Annotated in this window: 10 protein-coding genes; 7 read left to right on the forward strand and 3 right to left on the reverse strand. The window is 63.7% G+C overall.

Annotation, left to right across the window (positions count from 1 at the left end):
- The first annotated feature begins 34 nt into the window (after window positions 1-34).
- From panB to F6X61_RS00660, 6 genes are all read left to right on the forward strand, one after another.
- Entirely contained in the window at window positions 35-835 is an 801-nt protein-coding gene (panB, locus tag F6X61_RS00635; RefSeq protein ID WP_153784935.1) for a 3-methyl-2-oxobutanoate hydroxymethyltransferase, read from the forward strand.
- Window positions 832-1,695: a pantoate--beta-alanine ligase gene (gene panC, locus F6X61_RS00640; protein ID WP_153784936.1), complete on the forward strand. Its 864-nt coding sequence runs from the start codon at window positions 832-834 to the stop codon at window positions 1,693-1,695. Before panB ends, panC begins: the two co-directional genes overlap by 4 nt.
- A gap of 243 nt (window positions 1,696-1,938) precedes the next feature.
- A complete protein-coding gene (gene pgi / locus F6X61_RS00645) occupies window positions 1,939-3,603 on the forward strand; it encodes a glucose-6-phosphate isomerase (RefSeq protein ID WP_153784937.1) in 1,665 nt (554 codons plus the stop codon).
- A 176-nt stretch (window positions 3,604-3,779) separates the two neighbouring features.
- Entirely contained in the window at window positions 3,780-5,714 is a 1,935-nt protein-coding gene (gene acs / locus F6X61_RS00650; protein WP_153784938.1) for an acetate--CoA ligase, read from the forward strand.
- A 40-nt stretch (window positions 5,715-5,754) separates the two neighbouring features.
- Window positions 5,755-6,624 (forward strand): oxygenase MpaB family protein, encoded by an 870-nt coding sequence (locus F6X61_RS00655; RefSeq protein WP_153784939.1) that lies wholly within the window; start codon window positions 5,755-5,757, stop codon window positions 6,622-6,624.
- Between the two features lie 78 nt (window positions 6,625-6,702).
- Window positions 6,703-9,639: a DUF748 domain-containing protein gene (locus F6X61_RS00660; RefSeq protein WP_153784940.1), complete on the forward strand. Its 2,937-nt coding sequence runs from the start codon at window positions 6,703-6,705 to the stop codon at window positions 9,637-9,639.
- A 268-nt stretch (window positions 9,640-9,907) separates the two neighbouring features.
- Here the strand turns inward: F6X61_RS00660 and F6X61_RS00665 are convergent, their stop codons facing one another.
- Window positions 9,908-10,321, reverse strand: a complete 414-nt coding sequence (locus F6X61_RS00665; RefSeq protein WP_125462545.1) for a VOC family protein — start codon at window positions 10,319-10,321, stop codon at window positions 9,908-9,910.
- 60 nt (window positions 10,322-10,381) lie between these two features.
- Between F6X61_RS00665 and F6X61_RS00670 the strand changes: the two genes are divergently transcribed.
- Complete coding sequence (locus tag F6X61_RS00670; protein WP_153784941.1) at window positions 10,382-10,684, forward strand: putative quinol monooxygenase; 303 nt, start codon at window positions 10,382-10,384, stop codon at window positions 10,682-10,684.
- A gap of 78 nt (window positions 10,685-10,762) precedes the next feature.
- Here F6X61_RS00670 and F6X61_RS00675 read toward each other — a convergent pair whose 3' ends face one another.
- Both F6X61_RS00675 and pnp read right to left on the reverse strand, forming a co-directional pair.
- A complete protein-coding gene (locus tag F6X61_RS00675) occupies window positions 10,763-11,113 on the reverse strand; it encodes a BON domain-containing protein (RefSeq protein ID WP_153784942.1) in 351 nt (116 codons plus the stop codon).
- Between the two features lie 294 nt (window positions 11,114-11,407).
- Window positions 11,408-13,513, reverse strand: a complete 2,106-nt coding sequence (gene pnp, locus F6X61_RS00680; RefSeq protein ID WP_110995212.1) for a polyribonucleotide nucleotidyltransferase — start codon at window positions 13,511-13,513, stop codon at window positions 11,408-11,410.
- Window positions 13,514-13,554: the final 41 nt, after the last annotated feature.

The raw sequence follows: 13,554 nt of genomic DNA on the forward strand, positions 1-13,554 counted from the left end.
GTTTTTCACAGCGCCTGAACGAGGATGCCCCTACATGCCTGAAGTAACCCTGACCACCCTGCATGGCCTGAAGGCCAAGGGTGAAAAAATCACCATGCTGACCTGCTATGACGCCACCTTCGCCAAGGCCGCAAGCCAAGCCGGCGTGGAAGTCCTGTTGGTGGGCGATTCCCTGGGAATGGTCCTGCAAGGGCATGACAGCACCCTGCCCGTCAGCAACGACGACATGGCCTACCACACCGCCTGCGTCAAACGCGGCAACGACGGCGCGCTGATCCTGACCGACCTGCCCTTCATGGCCCACGCCACCCCGGAACTGGCCTTTGCCAATGCCGCGCAGCTGATGCGCGCCGGCGCCCATATGGTCAAGATCGAAGGCGCCGCCTGGCTGGCCGAGACCATCCGCCTGCTGGCCGAGCGTGGCGTGCCGGTGTGCGCGCACATGGGCCTCACGCCGCAGACCGTCAACGTGCTCGGCGGCTACAAGGTCCAAGGCCGCCAGGAAGCCCAGGCACGGCAGATGCGCGCCGATGCCATCGCCCTGGAGCAAGCGGGCGCCGCCATGCTGCTGCTCGAGTGCGTGCCCAGCGAGCTGGCCGCAGAGATCTCCCAGGCGGTGGCCATTCCGGTGATCGGTATCGGTGCCGGTAGCGCCACCGATGGCCAGGTACTGGTACTGCACGACATGCTGGGCTTGTCCCTCAGCGGCCGCGTGCCGAAGTTCGTGAAGAACTTCATGGCCGGTCAGCCGGACATCGACAGCGCGCTCAAAGCCTATGTGCAAGCCGTGAAAGACGTCAGCTTCCCCGCCAGTGAACATGGGTTCAGCGCATGAATACCGTCAAGACCGTCCTTGAACTGCGTGCCGCCGTGGCCCGCGCCCGTGGCGAGGGCAAGCGCATCGCTTTCGTGCCGACCATGGGCAACTTGCACAGCGGCCACGCCGCGCTGGTGACCAAGGCCACCCAGCGTGCCGACTTCGTGGTTGCCAGCATCTTCGTCAACCCGCTGCAGTTCGGTGCCGGCGAAGACCTGGACAAATACCCCCGCACCCTCGTCGCCGACCAGGAAAAACTCCTCGAGGCGGGCTGCCACCTGCTGTTCACCCCCACCGTCGAGGAGATGTACCCCGATGGCATGGCCGTGCAGACCCGGGTCAGCGTGCCGCAGTTGTCCGAAGGCCTGTGCGGTGCCAGCCGCCCCGGGCACTTCGAAGGCGTGGCGACCGTGGTCAGCAAGCTGTTCAACATGGTCCAGCCTGACCTTGCCGTGTTCGGTGAGAAGGACTTCCAGCAACTGGCGGTGATCCGCGCCATGGTGCGCGACCTGAACATGCCGATCCAGATCATCGGCGAGCCGACCGTGCGCGCCGAAGACGGCCTGGCGCTGTCGTCGCGCAACGGTTACCTCAGCGCCGAGCAGCGCGCGGCGGCGCCTGCGCTGTACCGCGTGCTCAGCGCCATGGCCGAGGCGATCCGCCGTGGCCAGCGTGATTTCGCGGCGTTGATCGGTGACGGGCAGGCGCAACTTGAAGCCGCGGGGTTCCGCAAGGACTACCTGGAGGTACGCCATGCACTGACCCTGCGCCCGGCACAGGTCGACGACCGTGACCTGGTGGTGATTGCGGCGGCGTACATGGGTAACACTCGGTTGATCGACAACCTGTACCTACACCTGGAAGAGCCGTCCGCCTGATCCAGCGCTCTTAACCAGATGATTTGTAGAGGCTCCGTGGGAGCGGGCTTGCCCCGCGATGGATGGCACCGGCTACGCCGGTATCGCGGGGCAAGCCCGCTCCCACGCACAAACCTGTACCTGCAATATTTCATGCCCCGCCCCCCATTCCCGCTTCGCGACCAATGCCTATAATGAGCAGCTTGCAACTGGCAAAGATCGCCAGTGTCATAGCCTGACCATGCACCAAGGAAACCATCCGCAATGGCGTATTACCGTACTCCCCACGATGTGACGGCGCTGCCCGCCTGGCAGGCGCTCCAGCAACACCGCGACGCCATGCAGGGCTTCAGCATGCGCGATGCCTTCGCCGCCGACGGCAAGCGCTTCGAACAGTTTTCCCTGAGCTGCTGCGGGCTGTTCCTCGACTACTCGAAGAACCTCATCGACGAAAAAGCCCGCGAACTGCTGGTCAACCTGGCCAACGAAGTCGAGCTGGGCGACGCCATCAAGTCGATGTTCAGCGGCGAAATCATCAATGGCTCGGAAGGCCGCCCGGTGCTGCACACCGCACTGCGCCGCCCGGTCGGCGACAAGCTCAGCGTCAACGGCGCCAACGTGATGCCGGAAGTGCACAAGGTGCTGAACCAGATCACCGAGCTGGTCGGCCGCATCCACGACGGCCTGTGGCGCGGCTACAGCGAAAAGCCGATCACCGACGTGGTCAACATCGGCATCGGCGGCTCGTTCCTCGGCCCGGAGCTGGTCTCCGAGGCGCTGCTGCCCTATGCCCAGCGCGGTGTGCGTTGCCACTACCTGGCCAACATCGACGGCAGCGAATTCCATGAACTGTCGGCCAACCTGCGCGCCGAGACCACCCTGTTCATCGTCTCGTCGAAATCGTTCAACACCCTCGAAACCCTGAAGAACGCCATGGCCGCCCGTACCTGGTACCTGGCCCAGGGTGGTTCGGAAGCCGAGCTGTACCGCCACTTCATCGCCGTGTCGAGCAACAAGGCCGCCGCCGTGGCCTTCGGCATCCGCGAAGAAAACATCTTCCCGATGTGGGACTGGGTCGGCGGGCGTTACTCGCTGTGGTCGGCCATCGGCCTGCCGATCGCCCTGGCCATCGGCACCGCCAACTTCAAGGAGCTGCTGTCCGGCGCCTACACCATGGACCAGCACTTCCAGACCGCGCCGTTCGACAAGAACATGCCGGTACTGCTGGCCCTGCTGGGCGTGTGGTACGGCAACTTCTGGGGCGCCAAGAGCCACGCGATCCTGCCGTACGACCACTACCTGCGCAACATCACCAAGCACCTGCAGCAACTGGACATGGAGTCCAACGGCAAGAGCGTGCTGACCGACGGCACCCCGGTGAAAACCGATACCGGCCCGGTGATCTGGGGCGGCGTGGGCTGCAATGGCCAGCACGCCTACCACCAGTTGCTGCACCAGGGCACCCAGATGATCCCGGCCGACTTCATCGTGCCGGTGGTGAGCTTCAACCCGGTGGCCGACCATCACCAGTGGCTGTATGCCAACTGCCTGTCGCAGAGCCAGGCGCTTATGCTCGGCAAGACCCGCGAGGAAGCCGAAGCCGAACTGCGCGCCAAGGGCCTCAACGAAGCCGACATCGCCAAGCTCGCCCCGCACAAGGTGATCCCGGGCAACCGCCCGAGCAACACCCTGGTGGTCGAGCGCATCAGCCCGCGCCGGTTGGGCGCGCTGGTGGCCATGTACGAGCACAAGGTCTTCGTGCAGAGCGTGATCTGGGGTATCAACGCCTTCGACCAGTGGGGCGTGGAGCTGGGCAAGGAGCTGGGCAAGGGCGTGTACCAGCGCCTGGTCGGCAGCCTGGAAGACAGCGCCGAGGACGGCTCGACCCAGGGCCTGATCAACTACTTCCGCGGCCGTCACCGCGGTTGATTCACCGGTAACACCCAAATCGCGGGGCAAGCCCGCTCCCACGACAAATGGAAGATCATCGTGGGAGCGGGCTTGCCCCGCGATGCTTTTCAGCTCGGGGAACACCCCCACCTTCTACACTGTCCATCGAATAGCCGCCGCAGTCCCACTCCCCTACAAGAGCAGGACCACCCGCCATGTTCGATATCCGCAATTACCCCCAGGCCCTGGCCGTCTGCCAGGCCGCCGAATTGACCGACGACGAGTACCGCCGCCTTTACCGCCAGTCGGTGGACGACCCCGACACGTTCTGGGCCGAACAGGCCAAACGCCTGGCCTGGATCAAGCCCTGGGCCAGCGTGCAGCAATGCGACCTCAAAACCGGCACGGCGCGCTGGTTCGACGGCGGCCAGCTCAACGTTTCCTATAACTGCATCGACCGCCACCTGGCCCAGCGCGGCGAGCAGACGGCGTTGCTGTGGGAAGGCGACGACCCGAACGACAGCAAGGCCATCAGCTACCGCGAACTGCACCGCCAGGTCTGCCGCCTGGCCAATGCGCTCAAAGCGCGCGGGGTGAAGAAAGGCGACCGGGTCTGCCTGTACATGCCGATGATCCCCGAAGCCGCCTACGCCATGCTCGCCTGCACACGCATCGGCGCCATCCACTCGGTGGTGTTCGGCGGGTTCTCGCCCGACGCCCTGCGTGACCGCATCCTCGACGCCGACTGCCGCACCGTGATCACTGCCGACGAAGGGGTGCGTGGCGGCAAGCGCATACCGCTCAAACAGAACGTCGACAAAGCCCTGGCCAGTTGCCCCAATGTCAGCAGCGTGCTGGTGGTGCGACGCACCGGCGGCGATGTGGCCTGGAGCGATGGCCGCGACCTCTGGTACCACGAGGCCACCGAAAAGGCCGGCGATGACTGCCCGCCCGAACCCATGGCCGCCGAAGACCCGCTGTTCATCCTCTACACATCCGGCAGCACCGGCAAACCCAAGGGCGTGCTGCACACCACCGCCGGCTACCTGCTGCAGGCCACGCTGACCTTCAAGGTGGTGTTCGACTACCGCGACGGCGAGGTGTTCTGGTGCACCGCCGATGTCGGTTGGGTCACCGGCCACAGCTACATCGTCTACGGCCCGCTGGCCAACGGAGCGATCTCGCTGATGTTCGAGGGCGTGCCCAACTACCCCGACACCTCGCGCTTCTGGCAGGTGGTGGACAAGCACCGGGTGAATATCTTCTATACCGCGCCCACCGCCCTGCGCGCCTTGATGCGCGAAGGCCCGGGCCCCTTGCAAGGCACCTCACGCGCGAGCCTGCGCCTGCTCGGCAGCGTCGGCGAGCCGATCAACCCCGAAGCCTGGGAGTGGTATTTCGAGGCGGTCGGGCAGAAGCGCTGCCCCATCGTCGACACCTGGTGGCAGACCGAGACCGGCGGCATCATGCTCACCCCGCTCCCCGGCACCCCGCGCCTCAAGCCCGGCTGCGCCACCCAGCCCATGTTCGGCGTGCAGCCGGTATTGCTGGACGAAAAGGGCAAGCTCATCGAAGGCCCCGGCGCCGGGCTGCTGGCGATCAAGGCCAGTTGGCCGGGACAGATCCGCAGCGTCTATGGCGATCATCAGCGCATGGTCGACACCTACTTCAAACCCCTGCCCGGCTACTACTTCACCGGCGACGGTGCCCGCCGCGACGCCGACGGCGACTACTGGATCACCGGGCGCATCGACGATGTGATCAATGTCTCGGGCCATCGCATCGGCACCGCCGAGGTGGAGAGCGCGCTGGTGCTGCACGACAGTGTCGCCGAGGCCGCAGTGGTGGGTTACCCGCACGACCTCAAAGGCCAGGGCGTGTATGCCTTCGTCACCCCCATGAATGGTGTCACCCCGAACGATGCACTCAAGGCCGAGCTGCTGGCGCTGGTCAGCAAGGAGATCGGCAGTTTCGCCAAGCCAGAGCTGATCCAGTGGGCCCCGGCCCTGCCCAAGACCCGCTCAGGCAAGATCATGCGGCGTATACTGCGCAAGATCGCCTGCAACGAACTGGACAACCTGGGAGATACCTCCACCCTCGCCGACCCGAGCGTGGTCCAGGGCCTGATCGACAAGCGCCTCAACCAGTAACCCGCGGCCCGGGCAGGGCTGCCCTGCCCGCAAGGTCGCCATGGAAGCCCTACGCCGCCGCATCGAAACCCAGGTCATGAGCCTTACCGGGCTGGCCCTCGGCCAGCTCGACCTGGAAACGCCCAAGGGCGACCCTGGGCTGTTCGGCCCACAAAGCATCAGCTGGCAGGTGCACGGCGACTTCCCGAGCATGCTGGTGGGCGGCATCAGTGCCTTGATGTTGCAGCTGCTGCACCCATTGGCACTGGCTGGTGTGTGGGACCATTCGAACTTTCGCGAAGACCTGCTCGGCCGCCTGCGCCGTACCAGCCAGTTCATCTCCGGCACCACGTTCGGCTCGACCCGCGACGCCGAGTGGCTCATCGACAAGGTACGCACCATCCATCTCAAGGTGGTCGGCACCGCCGCGGACGGACGCCCTTATGCCGCCAGCGACCCCGACCTGCTGACCTGGGTGCACGTGGCCGAAGTGAGCAGCTTTCTCGCCGCCCACCTGCGCTACCGCAACCCCGGCCTGCCCCGCGCCGATCAGGATGCCTACTACAACGAGATCGCGCTGATCGCCGAGCGCCTGGGCGCCCGCGACGTGCCACGCTCCTGCCGCCAGATCGAGGACTACCTGCAACACATGCGCCCACAACTGCTCTGCGATGCCCGCAGCCTGGAAGTTATCGACATCCTGTTCAAGGCCCCGGCGCCCAGCCGCCTGGCCGAGCCGGTGGGCAAACTGATGCTCAAGGCCGGAGCGGACCTGCTGCCAGGCTGGGCCCAGCAGATGCTTGGCCTGCAGCAAAGCCTGCTGGCCAGGCGCCTGATCCGCCTGGGCCTGGCCAATACCGCCCCGGTGCTGCGCTGGGCCATGCGCGACGGTTCGGCGCACCGCGCAAGGCGGCGCATGGGGATTGAATGAGGTGTTTTCCGACACCGGCGGAACCTGTTGGACGTGCCATACTCCAAGCACTCCAGCCTGCTACAGACGAAGCGACACATGCACAAAGGATTGACTCGCGCCTTCGGCGCCTTGCTGGCCCTGGTGGCCCTGTACAGCCTGCTTGGCTTCCTGATTCTCCCCGGCATCGCACTGCGCATTGCCAACCAGCAGCTGGCGCAGCACGCCACCGTGCCGGCACACCTGCAGCGCATCGAACTCAACCCGTTCAGCCTCGAGCTGACGCTGTGGGGCCTGCAGATCGGCGAGCCCGGCAAGGAGCAGATCGGTTTCGAGCGGCTGTACGCCAACCTGGCACTCGACAGCCTGTGGACCAAGGCCCTGCACCTGGAAGCCGTCGAGCTGGACAAGTCGCGCACCGAGCTGCTGTTCGCCAAGGATGGCAGCCTCAACCTGACCCAGCTGTTCAAGCTGCCACCCAGCGAGCCGAAAGCCGAAGAGCCGCCCAGCGAGCCATTCCCGCTACGCATCGGCAGCATCAAGCTCAGCGAAGGCTACCTGCACTTCGAGGACCAGCGCCCCAGCGAGCCGATCGAGTTCATCTACGACTCGATGAACCTGGAGCTCAAGAACCTCAGCACCCTGCCTGACGACAACGCCGACATGACCCTGGTGGCCAACGGCCCCAACGGCGGGCGCATCGATTGGAGCGGCACCCTGAGCCTCGCGCCGATCGCCTCCGAAGGCACGCTGAAAGTCACCGACGGCAAGATGAAAGCCTTCTGGCCCTACGTACGCGACGCCGTGCCGCTGGTGCTGGAAGATGGCGTCATCAGCCTCGACACCCATTACAAGCTCAGCCTGGCCAAAGAGACCGAGCTGTTGCTGGACCAGACCTCCGTGCGCATTGCGCCGTTCGCCATCAAGGCCCCCGATGGCCGACCGCTGGCGCGCCTGGCCAGCCTGGAGGTCAGCGAAACGTCCATCGACCTGGCCAAGCAGTTGGTGACCGTCGGCAAGATCCGCAGCGAAAAACTCGAAACCTGGGCGGCACTGGAGAAGGATGGCCAGCTCGACTGGCAAAAGCTGTTCGCCAGCCAGCCGGCCAAGGCCACCCCCAAGGAAAAGGCCGAGCCTGCCGCCGCCGAACCCACTGACAAGGAAAAAGCTGCCAAAGAGCCGAGCAAACCCTGGCAGGTGCTGCTCAAGGACGTACAGGCACGCAACTACATGATCCATCTGGCCGACCGCAGCCAGAAGGAGCCTGTGGCGCTGGACGTCGGTCCGCTCAACCTCGACCTGCAGAACTTCGACAGCCTCAACCAGTCGCCCTTCACCCTCAAGCTCGATACCGGCGTGGGCAAGCAGGGCAAGCTGCAGGCCGCAGGCGAAGTGAACCTGGCGCCGATCACCGCCAAACTCGATGTGGCCACTCGCGACATCGACCTGCGTGTGGCCCAGGCCTACATCAACCCGTTCATTCGCCTGGAACTGCGCAGCGGCATGCTGTCCAGCGACCTCAAGGTGAACCTGAAGAGCACCGAGCCGCTGGCATTCGACATCGGCGGCAAGGCCCAGGTCAACCAGCTGCACACCCTGGACACCATCAAGAACCGCGACTTCGTCAAATGGCAGCAGGTCAATGTCGATGGCCTTTCCTATGTGCATGGCGATGCCCTGTCGATCGACAAGGTGACCCTGCTGCAACCCTATGCACGTTTCATCATCAACGAAGACCGCACCACCAACGTCGATGACCTGCTGATCCCGCAGCCCGCCGGGGCGCCTGCGGCCGCCCAGAGCAAGCCTGCCACTGCCGGCAGCAGCAAGCCGCTGGGCATCCGCATCGGCCAGATCAGCATCAACGATGGCTCGGCCAACTTCGCCGACCTGACCCTGACCCCCAACTTCGCCACCGCCGTGCAACAGCTCAACGGCCAGATCGGCACCCTCGACAACCGCAAGCCGCAACCGGCCAAGGTGGACATCAAGGGCAAGGTCGACCGTTATGCGCCGGTGACCATCAAGGGCGCGCTCAACCCGTTCAACCCGCTGGCCAGCCTGGACATCGCCACCAGCTTCAAGCGCGTCGAACTGACCACCCTGACCCCTTACTCGGGCAAGTTCGCCGGCTTCCGTATCCGCAAGGGGCGCCTGAACCTCGACCTGCATTACCTGATCACCAACGGCCAGCTCAAAGCCGAGAACAAGCTGGTGGTCGAGCAACTGCAGTTGGGCGAGAAGGTCGACAGCCCGGACGCGGTGGACCTGCCGATCCGCCTGGCAGTGGCACTGCTCAAGGATACCGAGGGCAAGATCTCCATCGAACTGCCGATCTCCGGCGACCTCAACAACCCGCAGTTCAGCGTGATGCCGATCGTCTGGCAGACCCTGCGCAACCTGGTGCTGCGCGCCGCCCAGGCGCCGTTCAAGTTCATCGGCGGGTTGGTCACTGGCGGTGGTGCGGAAGATCTCGGCAATGTTTCGTTTGCCGCAGGTTCAAGCGAGCTCAGCACCGACGCCCAGGCCTCGCTGGACAAACTGGCCTCGGCACTCAAGGCACGCCCCGAGCTGCGCCTGGAGATCGAAGGCACCGCCGCCCAGGGCAGCGATGGCCCGCTGATCGCCCAGCAGCGCCTGGAGCGCGAATACCAGGCCACCTGGTACAAGGTACTGCAACGCCGTGGCGACAAGGTGCCGGCCAACCCGTCACTGTTGGTGGTGGATGACAGCGACAAGCCGCCCATGCTCGAAGGTATCTACCGCACCCGGCTGAAGCAGCAACCGCCCGCCGAGTGGGAAAAGCTCGGGCGTGACGAGCGCAGCGCCAAGCTGCGCGAAGCGGTGATCAAGTCCTGGGCTGAGAGCGCCCCGCTGCTGCGTACACTCGGCCAGGAGCGGGCCAGCAGCATCAAGGACTACCTGGTGGACAAAGGGCAGCTCGAAGACGACCGGGTGTACTTCATCGACGCATCCCTCGGCCAGGCCGAGAGCGATGGCCGGGTGGTGACGCAGCTGCATCTGGATGCCGAGTAGCTTGGCATAGGCCCATGCCGGCTGGTGATGCCTTCGCTGGCCTCATCGCCGGCAAGCCGGCACCCACACAATGAACTTGCACGTCCGCTCGCCTTTCAAACAGCTGCGAGATCCCTGTGGGAGCGGGTTCACCCGCGAACACGGGCATAGCCCGTGCCAGGCATCGAGGTGTCATTTTCGCGGGTAAACCCGCTCCCACAGGTGGGTGGGCTTGTCGCGCCCACCGGTGCAGGAGCAGCCACACCGGCGATTACTGTAAATCAAACACTCAAACCAGCCGCTGCCCCGACACCGACGGGTGATACAGCGGCTGCACCTTGTTCCCCGCCGGGTCCAGCAAATGGAAGCTGCGCGCCCCATCGCCGTGGTTGAACGGTCGGTCGAGCAAGGTCACGCCATGGGCCTTGAAGTACTGGTACCAGGCCTCCAGCTCCTCCACGCTGTCGACGATGAAGCCATAGTGATCCAGGGTTTGCAGACCATTGGCCGCACCTGCGCCGCGCCCCAACGAGAGGTTGTCGTTACCGCAGGTGAGATAGACCAGGTCCTCGTTGGCGCGGTTGAGCACTTCCATGCCCAGCACATCGACGTAGAAGCGCTCGCACTCCTCCAGATTGGGCACCAGCAGGGCAATGTGGCGCAGGCCGTTGAGTCGGCCCGGGCGGGCAGGTAGATCGGTCATGGTCGGGACTCCATTTTTGTATACAATTCGAGTGCGAATTTAAAACAAAAGGAAGCGCCTGTGTATAGCCTGTTTATCAAGACGCGCGTGAAGCCCGGTACCGCCGAAGCCTTTCTCAGCGCCATCAAAGCCAATGCGGCTGCCTCGGTCGCTACCGAGCCGGGCTGCCTGGTGTTCGATGTGTCCGTGGACCGCGAAGACCCGCAGGTGATCTACCTGTACGAGATCTACCGCGACGACGCGGCCTACGAGGCCCATACCCAGACCGCGCACTTTCGCGACAGCCGGCCATTGGTGGAGCCGTTGATCCTCGAGCAGGAGTGTTTCGAGAGTGATGTGATCGCCCGCAATCCCGGGGTCTGATGCATAGCAAAAGCCCCGGCAGGTGCCGGGGCTTTTGCTTGAATGGTGGCCAATTCCCTTTGGCCGACGGGACATCCCTTATTCGGACTTCAGGCCATCAGCCGAGACAGCCTGTACACCCTTGATTTTCTTGGCGATGGCGACGGCCATCTCTTTCTGCGCATCGGTAATCGCCACTTCGGACGACAACGACACAACGCCCTTGTTGGTTTCGACCTTGATGTCGCTGCCCGGCACGCCTTTCTCGGTCATCAGGTCAGCCTTCACCTTGGTGGTGATCCAGGTATCGGAGGTAGCTTCCTTGGCTTTGGTCACCTCACCGGCCGCAAGCGTCATCGGGGCCTGGGTGGACTGGGCAGCAAACGCCGCGTTAGCCATGGTCAGGGTCAGCGCGGTAGCAGTAGCGGCAGCAATGGCGAACTTCTTCATGAGGGTCACTCCTGTTTTTCGAAAGGTCTGCGCCGTGATTCCTGGCGTCAGGTAGGAGTGATGTTGCAGGGGCTGTGCCAGGTTTTTGCCTTTTGATTAATCCTTATAAATCAATTACTTATAAAAATCGCATGACACAAGGGATCGTGCAATTTGCAAGTATGCGGAGATTGTTGAGTGCAAGTTGCAAGCTCGCCCGCAGGGGGCTGTGCCTGCATCAAGATGTTCTACGGGCATGATCGACGCCCATAAAAAAAGGACCCCGAAGGGTCCTTCTTTCCAGCATCGAAATGCTTAGACGCCCGATGCCTTGGCAGCGGCAACGTCTTTGATCGACAGCTTGATACGGCCGCGGTTGTCCACGTCCAGTACCAGAACTTCGACTTCCTGGCCTTCCTTCAGGATGTCGGTGACCTTCTCTACACGCGCATCGCTGAGCATGGAGATGTGCACCAGGCCGTCCTTGCCCGGCAGGATGTTGACGAAGGCGCCGAAGTCGACGATACGCTCGACCTTGCCGACGTAGATCTTGCCGATCTCGGCTTCTGCGGTGATGCCCAGGATGCGCTGCTTGGCCGCTTCGGCCGCTTCCTTGGTTTCGCCGAAGATCTTGATCGAACCGTCGTCTTCGATGTCGATCGAAGCCTTGGTTTCTTCACAGATACCGCGGATGGTGGCGCCGCCTTTACCGATGACGTCACGGATCTTGTCGGTGTCGATCTTCATCGCGATCATGGTCGGTGCGTTGGCCGACAGCTCGGTACGCGACTGGCCAATGATCTGGTTCATCTGGCCGAGGATGTTCAGGCGCGCTTCCAGGGCCTGGCCCAGGGCGATTTCCATGATCTCTTCGGTGATGCCGTTGATCTTGATGTCCATCTGCAGCGCGGTAACACCTTTGGCGGTACCGGCGACCTTGAAGTCCATGTCGCCCAGGTGGTCTTCGTCACCCAGGATGTCGGTCAGAATGGCGAACTTCTCACCTTCCTTGACCAGGCCCATGGCGATACCGGCCACCGGTGCCTTCATCGGCACACCAGCGTCCATCAGGGCCAGGGAAGCGCCACAGACCGAAGCCATGGAGCTGGAGCCGTTGGACTCGGTGATTTCCGATACCACGCGGATGGTGTACGGGAACACGTCGGCGGCCGGCAGCATGGCCTGGACCGAACGACGGGCCAGACGGCCGTGACCGATTTCGCGACGGCCAGCACCGCCCATGCGGCCACACTCGCCTACCGAGAACGGTGGGAAGTTGTAGTGCAGCATGAAGGGGTCTTTCTTCTCGCCTTCGAGGGTGTCCAGCAGCTGGGCGTCGCGAGCGGTGCCGAGGGTGGCAACCACCAGGGCCTGGGTTTCGCCACGGGTGAACAGGGCCGAACCGTGGGTCTTCGGCAGAACGCCGACTTCGATGTTCAGCGGGCGCACGGTCTTGGTGTCGCGGCCGTCGATACGTGGCTTGCCGTTGACGATGTTTTCGCGAACGGTGCGGTATTCGATCTCGCCGAAGATCTCTTTGACTTCACCGGCCGATGGCTGGCCTTCTTCACCGGAGAACTTGGCAACCGCCTGGTCGCGCAGCTCGCCCAGGCGCGCGTAACGGTCGGCCTTGACGGTGATGGTGTAGCCCTGGGAGACCGCCTCGCCGAACTCGGCGCGGATGGCGTTGAACAGCTCGGTGTTGGCAACGGCCGGTTTCCAGTCCCAGGTCGGCTTGGCGGCTTCGGCAGCCAGCTCTTTGACAGCCTTGATCACGGCCTGGAATTCGTCGTGGGCGAACAGCACGGCGCCCAGCATCTGGTCTTCGGTCAGCTCTTTGGCTTCCGATTCAACCATCAGTACGGCATCGGCGGTACCGGCTACGACCATGTCCAGGCTCGAAGCGGCCTGCTGCTCGTAGGTCGGGTTCAGCAGGTAGCCGGTGCTTTCGTGGAAGGCAACGCGGGCGGCGCCGATCGGGCCTTCGAACGGAATGCCCGAAATGGCCAGGGCAGCCGAGGTACCGATCATCGCAGCGATGTCCGGATCGGTCTTCTTGCTGGTGGAAACCACGGTGCAGACAACCTGCACTTCGTTCATGAAACCTTCTGGGAACAGCGGGCGGATCGGGCGGTCGATCAGGCGCGAAGTCAGGGTTTCTTTTTCGGATGGGCGGCCTTCACGCTTGAAGAAACCACCTGGGATCTTGCCAGCGGCGTAGGTCTTTTCCTGGTAGTGCACGGACAGCGGGAAGAAGCCCTTGCTCGGATCTGCCTGCTTGGCACCGACCACGGTCACCAGCACGGTGACATCGTTGTCGACGGTGACCAGCACAGCGCCGGTGGCCTGACGGGCAATGCGGCCCGTTTCGAGGGTAACGGTCGATTGACCGAACTGGAATTGCTTGATTACCGGGTTCACGGTTTCCTACCTTTTTCAGTGGCTCTGGGGGAACTGGTTTC

The sequence above is a fragment of the Pseudomonas sp. EMN2 genome (assembly GCF_009650555.1).
Taxonomy (GTDB): Bacteria; Pseudomonadota; Gammaproteobacteria; order Pseudomonadales; family Pseudomonadaceae; genus Aquipseudomonas; species Aquipseudomonas sichuanensis.